We start from the raw sequence: 16867 nt of genomic DNA, 5'->3' as shown, positions 1-16867 counted from the left end.
GGATGTAAGTGATGGCGCAGGGATACATCAATGACCGCACCACGGACTACCTCAGTTTGAAATCCCGATTACTGACCGGGGCCAGTGGGCAACTCTCCGATCAATTCGACGCGTTGAACCTGCATTTGCGTCAGGCAAGCCTGGTGACGCCGGGGCAGATGGTGATCGTTCCCGATGCCTACGCTGTGGCTTGCACTACTGATGATGCATGGTTGATGCGCCATGCCCAGGAGATTCAGCGCAATCTGGAGTTGGATGCCTCGGCTGGGGCGGCGGTGATCAATAACTATGATCTATTCCAGAGTTTATTGGCTTATAGCTCGGTGGGAGTCGGCAGTTCGACGGCGGCCTGGGGGCGACACCTGGACGAGGTTCAGCGCACTCTGGAAGAAATTGAGCGTTTGCATCAACAACTCAAGGATGGAGCCTTGAATAAGAAAGCGTTTATCCAGAAGCGGCAGATGTTGTTCCGGCGCTTGGATACTCAACTTCAAGGTGCGGCGCGATTTGGCACGAGCCTGAAAACCAATAAGTCACTGAAAAAAGTACTGGGTATTTCCACCAAGAGTTATCTGCACAAGAGTGAAATCGTGGGCTACACGCAGCGGATTCGCAGCATTGCCGAGACGTCGAGGTTTTTGGGCAAGGGGACGTATGTGGGGTTGGCGTTGGATGTGGGTGTGGCGGGGTTGGAGATCAAGGAAGCATGTATGGAGGGGCGGGAGGCGATGTGTAGGCGGGCGAAGTATGTGGAGGGTGGGAAGTTGGTGGGCGGGGTGGGTGGAGCCGCCGGTGGCGGGGTATTGGGCGCAAAGGTGGGGCGTGGTTTGTGTAAATTAGTTTTGGGTATCGCTACTAAAGGGAAAGGTGAACTCGCTTGCGGGATTATTGGCGGTGCTGCGGGAGGGTATACCGGTGGAGCCGTGGGAGGAGCATTAGGAGAAATGGCCGGCGACTTATTCTTTGAGGGAGAGGGTGCATGACTATTTCGTTGCACGGATTTAGCGTGATTTTATTGGGGGGATGGCCATTTGTTTTTTTGGGTTTGAAGCTATTCGTCGAGTACAGAAAACTGGATGAACTGGAAAGCTACTTCATTGATAACGTTTTGGTCCGTGACAACAAACGGTTTTGGGGCAGAAACAAACTGATCGACAGATACAAGCGTTTGAGTCTGATTGTCGACTTTCTTTCACTGCCCAAGCTGCACATCCGAAGAGGAGACGTGACGGCGGCAGAGCTGGCGTCTGTTCCTCTGTCTCTCAAGCGCTGGGTGCTGTGGCCGTATCGTTTTGGAATGGTTGGATTTGTAGGTTCGGGGCTCTGGTACGTCTGGATTAAATGGTAGCTTTTTAAAAAAAAAGCACTGTACATATATACAGCTTTGTCCTACATTCCATCCCAGGTGACCGGATGTCACCGGTCACCTGAGCTTCAATTTTTTAACTATGGATGGATAAAAAATGAAATCTAAAAAAGCCTTTGTACTGGGCGCGGCCATGATGGCTGCCAGCTTCGTTTCGGCCTTTGCCCTGGCCGAGCAATACCCGTCGCAGAACAGCGTGCACCTGAGCGAAAAAAGCCTGGATGCAGCGATCAAGAGTGCCCTGAAATCCGGTGGCAAGGTGCAGGCCTCCGCGTCCTCGGCGCAGGTGCTGGATAAGCTCAAGGCTGCACAAAAAACCAAGACTGTCGGTGTGCAAAAGAAGGCTGCCAGCGTCGCGAAGCCTTCTGAAAGTGTGCAGATTTCGCCGGTGAGCCGGCTGGTAAAACCGGCCAAGGCGCCTGCTGCCCAGGCCGCCTTTGTACCGCTGTGCGACAGCCTCGATATTAACGTCGGCTACAGCTATGACGGTTTGCAGAGCGGCGAATCAAAGTGCTTCCACTTTAATGTGCCCGCCAAGGCCAAGGTGCAGATCTACCTCGCGGGTCAGCAGCCGGGGACCGAAATGGCCCTGACGCTGTTCCAGGACGACGGGCAGAACAACCTGACGGCACTGATCACTTCTGATAACCCGGGCAACAGCGACGAAGTCATCAGCGGCATGCTTGAAGCCGGGGACTACTACTGGTTCCTGGAGGCCAAGGTTGCCGACGGCTCAGCCTTCGACTTCGGCGCGATCGTCAACACCGCGATTGACGCCTACGAGCCCAACGACACCCCGGAAACGGCGTTCGCCTTGCCGGACCGCTTGAATTACCTGACGGGCAATCTCGACAGCCCGGATGACGTTGACTACTTCGATTTCGCCGCCGTACGTGGGCAGGGGGTCAGCCTGTTCCTCGATGATGACGACAAGGGCGTGCGCAATCAGTGGATCTTCGAGTACTTCAACGGCAGCGCCTGGGTCAACATTCCAGGTGGCTCGACGGCGACCTTCCCGAGCCGGGCGCCGGGCTTTGTCTACAAGGCGCGCGTGCGGGCCAACCCCGCTGAGGCGTGGGATGCCAAGTCCGAGTACAAGCTGACGTTCGGTTCGAGTCCGCACCTGGCGGACTTCGATGCGAAGGGCGGAACGGTGACCCGAATCCCGGCGGGCATCGCACCTCTGGCGACCCAGGCCGGTCGTCTCATGACCTGGAGAACCGAATGGAAAGACAGCACGGGTGCCCCGTTGGAGGGGGTCACTTCACAGCTCAAGGTCGACAAGCGTTTTGTTTCGGGTCCGGACTTCAACTGGACGATATTCTCGGCTGCCACCGACAGTGCCGGCAAAACATCGGGAAGCGCAGAGTTGGGCGGTTGTGTGGGTGATTACCGTGCCCAGTACTACGACAGCAGCACGGGCGTGAAGTACCTCTGGGACACCTGGTACAACGTTGGCGGCTGGCGCATCGACCTCAAGGAATTGCCGAATGTCGGTGTCGGTGGCGATAACGTTCCCTACGTGAGCCTGGGGCATATCTGCAGCCAGGACATCATTGGCCGATAACCGGCGCATAAGAGCCCTCTGAAATGTAGACGCCCCACTTAGGTGGGGCGTTTTTTATTGGCCTTTTTTGGGTTCGCGCGCTTGCGGTTCCCAATGCAGGGTGCCGAACAGGTAGTCCATCAGCGGCAGGACGATGTTGAAGTTGCGTCCCTGCATCAGTTCGCGCCGGTGATGCAGGGCGTGCAGGTGGTGCATCTGGCGGATCCACGGCAGGCGGGCCACGGGGTGGTCGGGGGGCAGGTGTTCGCAGGCGTGGAAAAACTCGTAGAGCAGGTAGCCGAGGATCATGCAGCCGGCGAACAGGCCGGCGACGTTGGGGTTGAGGTGTTTGAGCAGCCACCAGGCGGGGAGGGTGATGACCAGGCTGTGGACCAGGATGAGCCAGGCGGGGAACAGTATGACACGCCAGTCTCGCGGGCTGTCGTAGGTCATGTGGGCGGGGGTGAAGAAGCTGTGGTGGTCGCCGGTGTGGCGGGCGTAGAACAGGCGGGCGAAGGAGTGTTTGTGATGGCCCAGGTGACGGTGGACGAGATAGATACACAGGTTGAAGAAAATCAGGGTGAGGGGGATGGTCAGCCATTCCAAGGGTTGGATTTGTTGGGTGGTTGACCAGAACAGGGTGATGCAGAGCAGGCCGTAGCCGAAAACGAAACCAGCGTGGAGCCACGGGTTGTAGCAGGGGTGGATGCTGGCGCGGTAGGTGGTGCGGAAGGCCTCGGTGGGGTGAGTCATTGGGGGCGCTCGGTGCTGTTTTTGTTGGGGATGAGCGTAGTCGGGATTGGCGCATCTATCCTGCTGCCATAAAAATACTGTACATGCATACAGTTATGTCCTACATTCCATCCCAGGTGACCGGATGTCGCCGATCACCTGAGCTTCAATTTTTTAACTATGGATGGATAAAAAATGAAATCGAAAAAAGCGTTCATGCTCGGAGCCGCCATCGCGGCGTCCTGCTTCGTTTCGGCCTGCGCCCTGGCCGAACAATCTCCTGCACACTTGACGCCGCAACCGTTGCAGCAAGCCGTGCAACAAGCCCTCAAGAGTGGCGGCAACGTCACGGCGCAGAAGGCGTCGGCTGCCTTCCTGGACAAAATCAAAACCTCGCAGCAGCTGAAAAAGCCGGTGCAGGCTGCCAAGGCCTTGAGCGGGGTTGTGGTCGCCGAGCCTGTACAGGCAGATAGCGCCAAGGTGGATGCCCAGGCCGTGGCGGCCCAGGCGTTCACGCCGCTGTGCCAGACCCTCGGTATCAACCAGATGTATAACCTGGACGGTGTGCAAACCGGCAACGACGTCTGCTACCACTTCAACGTGCCGCAAAAAGCACGGGCGACAGTGATGCTGGTAGGGCAGAGTGCTGCCACCAACATGTCCCTGACCCTGTTCCAGGACGACGGCCAGAACAACATCACTTCTCTCGGCACGTCGGATAACCCGGGCAATGCCAACGAGGTGTTGGCTGGCGTACTGCCACCTGGCGACTACTACTGGTTCATGCATGTCAATTCGGCTGACGGTTCGCCGTTCAGTTTCGGCGTGGATATCAACATGACGATTGACGATTTCGAGCCTAACGACAGTTTCGAAACGGCTTATCAACTGCCGGATACCCTGAACTACGTCACGGGTAACTCCGACACGGCGACCGATGAAGACTACTTCTCCTTCAAGGCCCTGCGCGGGCAGAAGGTCAGTGCCTATTTCGACGGTGTGAACGAGAGCGATCGGGGCCAGTGGATTTCCGAGTATTTTGACGGCGTCAAATGGACCCCGATCAGCCCCAAGGCGAAAATCACCTGGCCAACGCCATCGGTTAATGGCGTGGTGAACGTACGGGTGCGGCCTAACCCGGCCGCAACCTGGAAGGCTACGGCGCGCTACAAGCTGTCGCTGGGCTCCACACCCGAGGTGTTGAGCCACAGTGTGCAAGGTGACAACGTGGTGCGGATCCCGGCTTCGGCCAATGACTACGACCCGTTCATGACCACCCAGGCGGCACGTGACTTGAGCTGGGCCGTGACCTGGGCCGACAGCACCGGTAAACGCCTGCAGGGATTGACCCCGTATCTGCAACTCGACAAGCACGTCAACCGCAATACCTACCTGCCGGTGTACATCCCTTACTACGGTTCGGTAACCGGCGTGTCGGGCGCGGCATCCGGTACGGTCAACCTGGGCAACTGCGCGGGTGAGGCGACTGTCAGGTATGTGTCCTACGACTCGGGTTACAAAAACACCTGGGAGACCAACTACAACTTCGCCGTCTGGCGCCTGCGCATCGAGGAGTACCCGGATGTCGGCGTGGGTGGCGACGCTACCCCGGTCAGCATGGCTCATATCTGCAGCCAGCGCGTGATCTCCAGTGAACGGTGATCAACCCTCCGCTTGATCCGTAACCCCGGCGCCAACTCTTCGGGTTGGCGCCCCCAGCAACCCTTCAAACTGCGCCTGAACCCGCCCTTCGTCGCAATGCGCCACATTAAACCGCATGAAATCCCGCAACCCCGGCTCATACCCGAACAACGCCCCCGGCGCCAACACCATCCCACGCTTCAACCCTGCTTCAGCCAGCCGCTCACCATTCACCCCGGCCGGCAACCGCGCCCAGATGAACATCCCGCCCTCAAATCCCATCGGCAATTCACACCCGCAACGCCGCAGCCACTGCTCAACCCGCCCACCGGCCTCCAGCAGCCGCTGAACCATGCGCTTGCGATGCCGGGCATACCCACCCTCACTCAGCAGCCGATACACAATCTGTTCGAACAGCTCCGACGTTATGCCGCCGCTCATCAACTTCATATTGGTCAGATTCGCCGCCAATTGCGGCGCCGCCACCACATAACTGACCCGCGCGTTCGCCGTCAGCACCTTCGAAAACCCCGACAGGTACGTCACCTGCTCCAATCCCGCCAAAGTCGCCAGACGCGGCGGCGGGTTAGGGTGCAAATCCCCGTAAAGATCATCCTCAACGATATGGCAGCGATACTCCCGGGCCAGTTGCAACAACCGAAACGCCTGGCTCGGACTGAATGAATGCCCGGTGGGGTTATGCAACACGCTGGTGGTCAGGTACAGGCTGGGACGATGCTCCGCCAGCAACTGCTCCAGCGCGACAAAATCAAACCCGTCAGGCCGCCGGGCGATCGTCACCACCTTGACCCCATGCAACGCCAGGTTCGCGTGGAAGTTGAAATAACACGGTGCATCCAGCAGCACCGTGTCCCCGGGCCGCGCCAGCAGGCGCATGAGCATGTCCAGGCCTTGCACCGTGTTGGGCGTGGTGATGATTTGTTCCACCGGCACCGACAACCCTTCACCGTGCAGTTTCTGTTGCAGCGCCTGGCGCAACGGCAGCAGGCCCGCCGGGGTGCCCAGCCCGGCGATGCGCAGGGTAGGGGCGCGGACTGCGCTGCGCATGGCCTGGCGCAGGGCTTCGGAATCCAGCCAGTCTTCCGGCAGATGGCCGCCGCCGGGGCGCAGGTCGCCCTGGGCCATGGCCAGGGGGCGGCGCAGTACGCTGAGCAAGTCCTGGGGCAGCAAGTCGACCCAAGTGCTGGACGACGGCTGTGCCAGGCTGCTGGCGACAAAGTGCCCGCGGCCCTGGCTGGAGGTCAGGAGGTGACGCCCGCGCAGGCGATCCAGCGCTTCATTCATGGTGAATTTTCCGACGCCCAGCAAGGCTCCCAACTCACGCACCGAAGGCAGTTTGCTGCCAGCGGCCAATTCGCCTTGCTCGATCGCATGGGCCAGGGCATCGACGATCTGCTGCACCTTCGGTGCTCGGTCATGAAAGTGAATCGCAGGAATGGGCATCACACTGTCCTTAAGTTTGCCGCCAACTTCACCGGTAAAGTCTGCACGTATATCCGTAGAGTTTACCTGCCTGCGACGGCACGTGCGCCCTAGACTGCAAGCCTTCTTTCCTGCTGTGAAATTCCACGCCATGGCCACCGCGCTGACGCTGTCTTCGTTTTTGTATTTCCTGCTGCTGTGCACCACCCTGGCCTTCAGCCCCGGGCCCATGACCTTGTTGTTGCTCAGCCTCGGCCTGAAGGACGGCCTGCGCCGCTCCCTGCCGGCGCAGTTCGGGGCGAGTGTTTCCTACCTGGTGTCGATCCTGATCTTTGCCGTGGGCTTTTCCGAGCTGGTCAAGGATTACCCGCTGATCACCCGGATCATCCAGGTGGTAGGCGTGGCCTACATCCTTTACCTGGCCTACAAGCAATGGACCAGCAGCGGAGTGACCATCAAGACCAACGATGCAACTGCGGAAAATGCCCGCAGTCTTTTCGGCAAGGGCCTGCTGACCGGGTTGTCGAATCCCAAGGCGATCATTCTGTTCAGCGCGGTATTCCCGCAGTTCGCCGCCATCGGCCAGGGCAGTGCCGCCGCCGACATCGCGATCCTCGGCCTGACCTTCCTGCTGCTGCAATTTGCCAGCGGCTGCCTGTATTGCTACTTCGGCCAACGCATCAAGCACGTGCTGGAAAACCCCAAGCGCCGGGTGTTGCTGCAACGGGCCACGGCGGTGTTGCTGCTGGGGGTGGCGCTGATGTTGGCCCGGGGTTTTTCCAGCTGAAGGTCAGCTTATGAGCGGTAGTGGCGATCTGCCGGTGCCCTGATAGACTTCGGGCATTCATCCAGGATCAAGCCAGACATGCCAGCCGCAGGAGGAAACGGACTTTCGCTCGCTTCACGCTTGTACAAGTCGCGCACCCTGGGATTGACCCTCGGGTTTGTTTGTGTGGCCGCCGCCATCTACCCGCTGGATAAATCCGCTTGGGTCTGGGGAGTGATGATCGCCAATGCCTTCATCTGGCCGCATGTGGCCTACCAATGGTCGCGGCACTCGAAAAACTCCCTGCGCTCGGAACACCGCAACCTGCTGTTCGACTCGTTTTGCGGCGGGTTCTGGGTGGGCGCCATGCAGTTCAACCCGCTGCCCAGCGTGACCACCTTGTCGATGATGACCATGAACAACGTCGCCATCGGCGGCCCGCGCTTCATGCTCGCCGGTTGGGTGGCCCAGGCGCTGGGCATCGGCGCCTCGATGCTGGTGTTCACTCCGGCGGTGACCGCCCTCACCAGTGAAGTGCAGCTCTACGCCTGCCTGCCAATCCTGATGCTGTATCCCCTGGCGCTGGGCTGGATCTGTTACCGGCAAGCGATCACCCTGGCCCGGCACAAGCGCGAGTTGCTGGCCCTGAGCCGCACCGACAGCCTGTCGGGCCTGCTCAACCACGGCGCCTGGAAAGACCACCTGGAAATCGAGTTCCAGCGCTGCCGCCGCGACCAGCAGGGCGCCGCCATCGCGCTGATCGACATCGACCACTTCAAGACCATCAACGACACCTACGGCCATGTCACCGGCGATATCGTGCTGCGCCAGTTGAGCAAAGTGCTGCGCCAGAACCTGCGGGCCACGGACCTCGCCGGGCGCTATGGCGGCGACGAATTCTGCGTGATCCTGCCGGACATGCCCCTGAACCGCGCAACCGAAGTGATGGATGCCCTGCGTGATCGCTTCAACTCCCTGGCCTACGCACAGGATCCGACCTTGCGCGCCAGCCTGAGCATCGGCCTGGCGCCATACCGGCCGGCACACGCCGACGCCACCAGTTGGCTGAACGATGCCGACCAGGCCTTGTACGAGGCCAAGAGCAGCGGGCGCAACCGGGTCAGTTCGGTGCAGGGAAGTTGGCTGAGGTCGATCTGAGGATCAACAAATCGGTGTTTGTCAGGTAGGGTGGAGCGCTACCTTCCAACAAAAACAAGGATCGGTTCATGCTCTTCAACTTCCCGCGTACCTTGCTGGCGGCCACCCTGGCGCTGTCTTTCGCCATGCCGGCCTTCAGCGCCGAACCCCACAAACAGATCCAGGCCGATTCCGAGCAGTACAAGGCCGACGCCTTGAAACTGCTGGAGCGCCTGGTGAATATCGATTCGGGCTCCGGCTACGAGCCGGGCCTGACCCAAGTGCGTGACATCGCCGTCGACGAGCTCAAGCAACTGGGTTTCAGCATCCAGCTGGTGCCGGATGCCGCCGCTCATAACAGCCATGTCATCGCCACCCTCAAGGGCACCGGCAAGGCCAGGATCCTGCTGATGGCCCACATGGACACGGTGTTCAAGGAAGGCTCGGCGGCTGCCCGGCCGTTCCACATCAAGGACGGCCGCGCCTATGGCCCGGGCGTAATGGATGACAAGGGCGGCATCGTCGCCGGCATCTACGCCTTGAAAGTCCTGAAAAACCAGGGCTTCAAGGACTACGCACAAATCACCTTCCTGCTGGACGCCAGCGAAGAAACCGGCACCGACGGCGCGTCCGAGCTGATCCGCAACACCGCCAAGGGCCACGACGTGACGCTCAACCTGGAACCGGGTCGCCCGGCCGATGGCCTGGTGGTATGGCGCAAAGGCAGCGCCACCGCCGTGGTCGAGGTCAAGGGCAAGGCCGCCCACGCCGGCGTCGCCCCGGAATTGGGGCGCAACGCGGCGATGGAAGCGGCGCACCAGATTCTGCAACTGGGCAAGCTGGGGGATGCCGAGAAGAAAACCACCATCAACTTCACCGTGATCAACTCCGGCGACCGGGTCAACGTGATCCCCGACCAGGCCACCGCCAAGGCGGATGTACGGGCGGCGTTGCCGGAAGAGTTTGACCGGATCGAGAAAGACCTGGCACGGGTCTCGGCCAACAAGCTGATCCCCGAGACTGAAGTGACCACCAGTTTGCACCGTGGCCTGCCGCCGATGCCGCAGACGCCGGAGTCGGACAAGCTGGTGGCGATTGCCCAGGGGATTTATGGCGAGCTGGGGCGCAAGCTGACCATTGAGGGCAGCGGCGGGGCGGCGGATGCGAGCTTGTCGGCTGGCGTGGGTACGCCGACCCTGGACGGGTTCGGGATTGTCGGGGGCAATATCCATACGCCGGAGGAATATGCCGAGGTGGAGAGCGTGGCGCCGCGGATTTATCTGCTGAGCCGGATGATTATGGAGCTCTCCAAGCGCTGATCCGAAACCACCACTGATCGTCTGTGGAAGCAGATCAAAATGTGGGAGCTGGCTTGCCTGCGATAGCGGATTGTCAGTCATGAATTCTTTGACTGATACACCGCAATCGCAGGCAAGCCAGCTCCCACACTGTTCTGTGGTGTTGGTTGGATCAGGTTGCAGTCACCACTTCCCGGGTCTTCTCCCGCCCCAACACCAGACTGCACAACGCCGGCAAGAACAGCAACGTCAACACTGTCCCCACCAGCACCCCGCCAATCAACACATACGCCAGCGACGACCAGAACACCGACAATGTCAGCGGAATAAACGCCAACGCCGCCGCCAGCGCGGTCAATATCACCGGCCGTGCCCGGCGCACCGTGGCCTCGATGATCGCCTCGCGAATCACCATGCCCTGGTCCTGGTTCTGCCGAATCTGGTCGGTAAAGATCAGCGTATTGCGCATCAGAATCCCGCCAATCCCGATCAACCCCAATATCGCGTTGAACCCGAACGGCTGGTTGAACAGCAACAACGTCGGCACCGCTCCGATCAGCCCCAGCGGCGCGGTGGCGAACACCATGAACATCACCCCGAACGAACGCACCTGGAACATGATCACCGTCAACGTCAGCAGGATCATGATCGGGAACAGTGCCGCCAGCGCCACGTTGGCCTTGGCGCTTTCTTCCACCGGGCCGCCGATGACGATCTGATACCCGGCCGGCAGCTTGGCGATCAGGGGTTGCAGGTCCTTGTACACCGCCATTTCCACATCTGGCGGCTGGGTGCCGTCGACGATGTCGGCGCGCACTTCCACGGTCAGTGCGCGGTTGCGGCGCTTGAGGATCGGTTCTTCCATCACCGCCTGGAAATGCCCGACCTGGGCCAATGGCACCGAGACGCCGGCACTGTTGGTCAGGGTCATATTGTCCAGGTTGCCGAGGTCTTCGCGCTGGCTGCCCTGGGAGCGGGCAACCACTGAAACGGTGCGATTGCCTTCGCGCACTTCGGTGATCGGGTTGCCGCTGAGCAACGCGTTGAGCTGGGATTTCACCCCGTCGGGGGTAAAGCCCAGCAGGCGCAGGCGGTCCTGGTCGAGTACCAGGCGGTAACTGCTGGCGCGCTCGCCCCAGTCGAGGAAGCTGTCCCGCGTGAGTGTGTTGGCCGCGACCACTTGGCGCACGTCTTCAGACAGGCTGCGCAGCACATTCAGGTCGGGACCGGACACGCGAAACACCACCGGGAAGGGCACCGGCGGGCCGAATACCAACTGGGTGACGCGCACCCGCGCCGATGGAAATTCGCCGGCCGCGATGCGTTCAGCCATGCGTTTTTTCAGGCTGTCCCGGGCATGGGCGTCGGCGGTCTGCACGATCAACTTGGCGAAGGCGGGATCTGGCAGCTCAGGGTTCAGCGACAGGAAAAACCGTGGTGCACCACCGCCGACATAGGTATCGACCATCACGGTTTGCGGCTCCTCCATCAACGCCTTTTCCACCTGCGCCGCTACCGCCTCGGTGCTTTTGAAGGCGCTGCCCGGTGGCATGTACACCTCCAGAATCAGCTCGGAACGGTCGGAGTTGGGAAAGAACTGCTTCTTCACCACGCCCATGCCCAGGCCACACAGCACAAAGGCCGCCACCACCAGCCCGGTGACCAGCCAGCGTCTGCGCACGCAAGCGTCCACCAGGCGCCGCAGTTTCTGGTAATAGCGCCCGGCGTAAATTGCATCGTGGCCGCCGACAACCGGTTGGATGTGCGGCAGCAGCTTGACCCCCAGGTACGGGGTGAACACCACCGCCACCAGCCACGAGGCGATCAGCGCAAAACCGACGATCCAGAAAATATTCCCGGCATATTCACCGGCCCCCGAGCGGGCAAAACCCACCGGCAGGAAGCCGATAATCGTCACCAGCGTGCCCGTGAGCATCGGCGCGGCGGTGGAACTCCAGGCGAAGGTGGCCGCGTGGATCCGGTCAAAACCTTCCTCGAGTTTGACCACCATCATCTCGATCGCAATGATCGCGTCGTCCACCAGCAGGCCCAGGGAAATGATCAACGCGCCCAGGGTCACCCGGTCGAATTCGCGGCCGGTCATCAGCATGATCACAAACACGATCGACAAGGTCAGCGGCACCGCAGCGGCCACCACCAGCCCGACGCGGAACCCCAGGGCCAGCAGGCTGATGACCATCACCACCGCCAGGGCGACGAAGAACTTCAGCATGAACTCGTTGACCGCCAGGCTGATGTTTTTCGCCTGGTCGGAGACCTTGGCGAAGTTGACCCCCAGCGGCAGGTCGGCCTGGATTTTCGCTTCCTGGGCCTTGAGAGCCTTGTCCAGTTCCAGGCCGTTCCAGTGCTTCTCCATGATCACACCGAGCATCAGCGACGGGTCGCCCTGATGACGGATACGGTAGCTGGGCGGGTCTTCATAACCCCGGCTGACGGTGGCCACATCGGCGATGCGCAGCAGCTTGCCGTTGGCTTCCAGCGGGACGTTTTCGATCAGCGCCAGGCTATCGAAGGCCCCGTCGATGCGGATATAGGCGCGTGCCCCGGCGGTCTCGACAAAGCCTGAAGGCGCCACGGCATTCTGGGCGGCGAGGGCGGCGAAGATCTGCTCGGGCTTGATGCCCAAGGTGGCCAGGCGCTCATAGGAAAACTCGACGAAGATCCGCTGCGCCTGTTCGCCGAGGATATTGACCTTCTTCACTCCCGGCAGATTGAGCAGGCCCTGGCGCATGTCCTCGGCCATTTGCACCAGTTGCCGGTGGGGCAGGTGTTCGGCCTCCAGCGCGTACAGGGAAAAGTACACGTCGGAGTATTCATCGTTGAAAAACGGCCCGATCACCCCCTTGGGCAACTTCGCGGCTTCGTCGCTGAGCTTTTTGCGGGTCTGGTAGAACAGGTCCTGGATCTCGCTGGGACGGGTGGACTCCAGGTACGTCATGCGCATCGAGACGAAGCCCGGTTGGGCGATGGTTTCGACGCGGTCGTAATAGTCCAGCTCCTGCAGGCGTTTTTCCAGGCGGTCGGCCACTTGCTCCTGCATCTCTTGCGCGGTGGCGCCGGGCCAGGCGGCGGTGATGGTCATGACCTTGACGGTGAACGAAGGGTCTTCGGCGCGCCCCAGTTTGCCAAAGGCAAAGACCCCGGCGGCGAGGATCGCGATGATCAGGAACAGAGTGACCGCGCGATGCTTGACCGCCAGTTCGGAGAGGTTGATCCCGCGCATTATCAGTGTTCCTGCTGACGGTTGAGGGCCAATACCTGGGCCGGCAACAGGCGTACCGCGTCACCGCTGTGCAGCAGGTGCGCGCCGAGGGCGACGACTACTTGGCCGGGGTCCACGCCACTGTCCAGCAACGCGTCCTCCTGGCCGAGGCTGGCGACGTTGACCGGGGCGAAGCTGACCTTGTCATCGGCGCCAATCACCCACACACCGGTGCCTTTGCCGGCATCCTGCAGCGCCCCGATGGGCACGCGGGTCTGTTGCGCCTGGCCGTTACCTTGCAGGCGCACGGTGATGGTCGAGCCGAGAGCGAAGCGGTCGACGGGGCCATGCAAGACATAGCGGGCCCGGTAGGTGCGGGTGGTCGGGTCGGCGCTGGCAGACAGCTCGCGCAACGTGGCGGTCACTGCCTGCTCAGGGGCGCCGAAGGGGAACGCCAGGGCTTTTTGCGAAGCCTGGTCGCGCTGGTTTTCCGGCAAGTTGACGATGGCTTCCCGGGCGCCGTCGTGGGCCAGGCGCGCCACCACTTGCCCCTCGGCGACCACTTGGCCGCGGTCCACCCGTACGTCGGTGATGATGCCGTCGCTGTCGGCCCTGAGCACCGAGTAGGTGCGGCGGTTTTCGATCTGGCTGGCGTCGGATTGCGCGGAGGCCAGTTCGGCTTCGGCCACCCGCAGATTGGTGGCGGACTGGTCGAAAATCTGCCGCGACACGGCGCCGGTATTGGCCAGGCGCTGGTAGCGGGATTCATCGTCCCGGCGTTGGCGCAGTTGCGCCTGGGCCGCATTGACGCGGTTTTTTGCCGAACGCAGGGCCAGTTCGAAGTCGCCGATATCCAGCACCAGCAAAGTGTCGCCACGGTTGACGTGCTGGCCGGGATCAACCTTGCGCTCGATCACCTTGCCGCTGACGCGGAACCCCAGGTCACTTTCCGTGCGTGCGGCCACTACGCCGGTGTAGGCGCTTTGCTGGCTGCCCGCGGCTTCGACCTTGGCGGCCAGCACCGGGCGGGGCAGGGGCGCTTCGGCGACGGGGTCGGCCTTGTTGTTGCAGCCACTGAGTACCGCCAGCAGGGCCAGGGGGGTGAGAAGACGCAGGGGGAGAGGGTTCATGTCGGGCTCCGTGGGGCGGGGTGAGCTAAAAATTACGCTTGTAATATTTGTCGCCATATTATGGTCGAAATATAAAATAATCCAGCCCGCGAGTATTTGTTCCACTGGTGGGACGATCAGGGCCGGTTTTGCCGTCTAGCGCGGAATTGGTATCGGATTTAAGGTGTATCCATTACTGGAGACACATATGAAAAAGATCATCGGCATCTACACCAGCCCACGCGGCCATTGGGTCGGCGACGGCTTTCCGGTTCGCACGCTGTTTTCCTACGACACCATGGGCAAGCAGATCAGCCCGTTCCTGTTGCTGGATCACGCCGGTCCTGCGGCGTTCACCCCGACCGAGCAACGTCGTGGCGTGGGCCAGCATCCTCATCGCGGTTTTGAAACCGTGACCATCGTCTACAAGGGCGAAGTCGAGCACCGCGATTCCACCGGCGCCGGCGGCACCATCGGCCCGGGCGATGTGCAATGGATGACAGCCGCCAGGGGCATCATTCACGAGGAGTTTCACTCCGAGGCGTTCGCCCGCAGCGGCGGGGCCCTGGAAATGGTCCAGTTGTGGGTCAACCTGCCGGCCAGGGACAAAATGACCGATGCCGGTTACCAGACCATCCTCGATGGCGATATTCCGACGCTGCCCCTGGCCGACAACGCCGGCAGCCTGCGCTTGATCGCGGGCGAGTTCGACGGGGTCAAAGGCCCGGCTCGCACCTTCACACCGATCGACGTGTGGGACATGCGCCTCAAAGCCGGCCGCTCTGTGACGCTGGACCTGCACGCCGGGCGCAACACCGCGCTGGTGGTGTTGCGCGGCACGGTGCGGATCAACGGCACTGAAGTGGCGCGGGAAGGGCAGTTGGCACTGTTCGAGCGCGATGGCACGCAACTGCGCCTCGAGTCCAGCGACGACGCCATGGTGCTGTTGCTCAGCGGCGAGCCGATCGACGAACCCATCGTCGGCCACGGCCCGTTCGTGATGAACACCGAGCAGGAAATCCACCAGGCGTTTGCCGACTATCAGTCCGGGCAATTCGGGCAGATGCAGCGCTAGGGCGCTATACCCTCCAAAGGCATTTCATGCGATCTTCATGGCATTCGCCCTGGAGTCGCCTGAATGCCCTCATTTATCTCCGATCACCCGATGTTCTGTGCCTTGGCGCTGGTGCTGATCGATATTGCCGTATGGCGTTTGATCTCTGCCGATTTCGCCAATTGGAAGCTGGCGGCACGCCTGGTGATCTTTGCGGTGTTCAGCGCCGTGCTGTTCAACGAAGGCATGAACCCGATGCAGGTCGCGCCGTTCGGCGACAACGTGGCGCTGCATTTGGCGGCAACGGCGTTCCAGATCGGCTGGTGGCTGTTTGCGGCGCGCACCCTCACGGTATTGCTCGGCGCGGTGATGATGCAGCGGGTCGGCCACACCGGGCGGCTGTTGCAGGATCTGGTGGGCGCGGTGATCTTCCTGATCGCGATCATCGCCGCCATGGCCTACGTGCTCGACCTGCCGGTCAAGGGCGTGCTGGCCACTTCCGGCGCGGTGGCAATCATCGTCGGCCTGGCGTTGCAAAGCACCTTGAGCGACGTGTTTTCCGGCATCGTGCTCAATACCACCAAACCCTACCAACTGGATGACTGGATCTCCATCGACGGCACCGAAGGCCGGGTGATCGACATCGACTGGCGCGCCACCCAACTGCAAACCTCCCAGGGCAGCCTGGCGGTGGTGCCCAACTCGTTGGCGGCCAAGGCCAAGATCATCAACTTCTCACGTCCCGCAGATATGTTTGGCTTGGCGGTCAGCCTGCAGGTCAGCCCCCATGCGCGGCCCCAAACCGTGCTGGATGCGCTGGAGCGGGCGATGCAGGGGTGTCGGCCGTTGTTGGCCAAGCCGGCGCCGAGTGTGGCGTTCAAGACGTCGGCCAGTGGTGGCGTGGAGTATGAGATCAGCGGGTTTGTGCCGGCCATGACGCTTAAACGTGAGGTGCGTAATCAGCTTTATGATTTGGCGTTTCGGCATTTGCAGGCGGCGGGGGTGAGCTTGTTGTCGGCTGCCGAGAGTAATGCGCCGGTGACGGTTTCCCGGGCTCGGGCGTTGTTGGAGAGCTCGTCTATTTTCTCGACGTTGAGGCAGGAGGAGAAGGAGACATTCAGCCAGAACATGACGCTGCAGACCTTTCGCGCCGGGGAGATGATTTTGCCGGCGGGGGAGGTGAGTGATCACCTGTTTATCATCGAGTCCGGGGTGATTTCGGTGATGTTGACCAAGGCCGGGCACAAGTTTGAAGCCGGGCGGATGGGGCCTGGGGAGGTGATTGGTGAGGCCGGGATTTTGTCGGAGCAGGGTGTGCCTGCGGACTTTTCGGCGAAGACGTTTTGTACGTTGTATAGGATTGAGAAGGAGTATCTGAAGCCTTGTCTGGATGCTCGGCATGACATCAGTGAGGCTATGAAAAGCCTGCTGGATTTCAGGTTGCATGCGGCTCAGAGTTTGACGCAGGAGGCGCCTGTGGTGCCGGTTAAGAAGGGGTTTATGCAGTGGCTGCGGAGTCGGGCCTGAAGGTGTACATATCCGTTGCTGCGGT

13 protein-coding genes are annotated in these 16867 nt (G+C 61.1%); 9 read left to right on the top strand and 4 right to left on the bottom strand.

The window, feature by feature from the left end:
- Positions 1 to 11: 11 nt before the first annotated feature.
- The 3 genes from HX839_RS13670 to HX839_RS13660 all read left to right on the top strand — a co-directional run bounded on the left by HX839_RS13670 (position 12) and on the right by HX839_RS13660 (position 2933).
- Positions 12 to 983: a hypothetical protein gene (locus tag HX839_RS13670; RefSeq protein ID WP_177067178.1), complete on the top strand. Its 972-nt coding sequence runs from the start codon at positions 12 to 14 to the stop codon at positions 981 to 983.
- The gene (locus tag HX839_RS13665; protein WP_177067177.1) at positions 980 to 1348 is read left to right on the top strand and encodes a hypothetical protein; all 369 of its coding nucleotides are present in this window, start codon (positions 980 to 982) and stop codon (positions 1346 to 1348) included. Before HX839_RS13670 ends, HX839_RS13665 begins: the two co-directional genes overlap by 4 nt.
- 115 nt (positions 1349 to 1463) lie before the next feature.
- Positions 1464 to 2933, top strand: coding sequence for a PPC domain-containing protein (locus HX839_RS13660; RefSeq protein WP_177022652.1), 1470 nt, complete (start codon positions 1464 to 1466; stop codon positions 2931 to 2933).
- Between the two features lie 54 nt (positions 2934 to 2987).
- On the opposite strand, the gene HX839_RS13655 is transcribed toward HX839_RS13660, so the two are convergent.
- Complete coding sequence (locus HX839_RS13655) at positions 2988 to 3665, bottom strand: sterol desaturase family protein (RefSeq protein ID WP_177040382.1); 678 nt, start codon at positions 3663 to 3665, stop codon at positions 2988 to 2990.
- Positions 3666 to 3839: 174 nt separating this feature from the next.
- On the opposite strand from HX839_RS13655, the gene HX839_RS13650 reads away from it, so the two are divergent.
- Positions 3840 to 5306, top strand: a complete 1467-nt coding sequence (locus HX839_RS13650; RefSeq protein WP_177067176.1) for a hypothetical protein — start codon at positions 3840 to 3842, stop codon at positions 5304 to 5306.
- Here HX839_RS13650 and HX839_RS13645 read toward each other — a convergent pair whose 3' ends face one another.
- Positions 5307 to 6749 (bottom strand): PLP-dependent aminotransferase family protein, encoded by a 1443-nt coding sequence (locus tag HX839_RS13645; RefSeq protein ID WP_134326228.1) that lies wholly within the window; start codon positions 6747 to 6749, stop codon positions 5307 to 5309. It lies immediately after the preceding gene.
- 130 nt (positions 6750 to 6879) lie between these two features.
- Between HX839_RS13645 and HX839_RS13640 the strand changes: the two genes are divergently transcribed.
- From HX839_RS13640 to HX839_RS13630, 3 genes are all read left to right on the top strand, one after another.
- The gene (locus HX839_RS13640; RefSeq protein ID WP_177067175.1) at positions 6880 to 7515 is read left to right on the top strand and encodes a LysE family translocator; all 636 of its coding nucleotides are present in this window, start codon (positions 6880 to 6882) and stop codon (positions 7513 to 7515) included.
- A gap of 78 nt (positions 7516 to 7593) precedes the next feature.
- A complete protein-coding gene (locus HX839_RS13635) occupies positions 7594 to 8652 on the top strand; it encodes a diguanylate cyclase (protein WP_023658718.1) in 1059 nt (352 codons plus the stop codon).
- 68 nt (positions 8653 to 8720) lie between these two features.
- Positions 8721 to 9950 (top strand): M20/M25/M40 family metallo-hydrolase, encoded by a 1230-nt coding sequence (locus HX839_RS13630; RefSeq protein ID WP_003210251.1) that lies wholly within the window; start codon positions 8721 to 8723, stop codon positions 9948 to 9950.
- 151 nt (positions 9951 to 10101) lie between these two features.
- Here the strand turns inward: HX839_RS13630 and HX839_RS13625 are convergent, their stop codons facing one another.
- Both HX839_RS13625 and HX839_RS13620 read right to left on the bottom strand, forming a co-directional pair.
- The gene (locus HX839_RS13625) at positions 10102 to 13173 is read right to left on the bottom strand and encodes an efflux RND transporter permease subunit (protein WP_177067174.1); all 3072 of its coding nucleotides are present in this window, start codon (positions 13171 to 13173) and stop codon (positions 10102 to 10104) included.
- A gap of 2 nt (positions 13174 to 13175) precedes the next feature.
- Complete coding sequence (locus HX839_RS13620) at positions 13176 to 14282, bottom strand: efflux RND transporter periplasmic adaptor subunit (RefSeq protein WP_003210248.1); 1107 nt, start codon at positions 14280 to 14282, stop codon at positions 13176 to 13178.
- 187 nt (positions 14283 to 14469) lie between these two features.
- Here HX839_RS13620 and HX839_RS13615 point away from each other — a divergent pair, with 187 nt between their 5' ends.
- Together HX839_RS13615 and HX839_RS13610 are read left to right on the top strand one after the other, a co-directional pair.
- Positions 14470 to 15336, top strand: a complete 867-nt coding sequence (locus tag HX839_RS13615) for a pirin family protein (RefSeq protein WP_177067173.1) — start codon at positions 14470 to 14472, stop codon at positions 15334 to 15336.
- 63 nt (positions 15337 to 15399) lie between these two features.
- Positions 15400 to 16842: a mechanosensitive ion channel domain-containing protein gene (locus tag HX839_RS13610; RefSeq protein WP_177067172.1), complete on the top strand. Its 1443-nt coding sequence runs from the start codon at positions 15400 to 15402 to the stop codon at positions 16840 to 16842.
- Positions 16843 to 16867: the final 25 nt, after the last annotated feature.

Source organism: Pseudomonas sp. I8001, from assembly GCF_013385345.1.
GTDB lineage: Bacteria > Pseudomonadota > Gammaproteobacteria > Pseudomonadales > Pseudomonadaceae > Aquipseudomonas.
The sequence above is the reverse complement of the archived record's forward strand: the minus strand, read 5'-3'. Positions and strand labels throughout refer to the sequence as shown.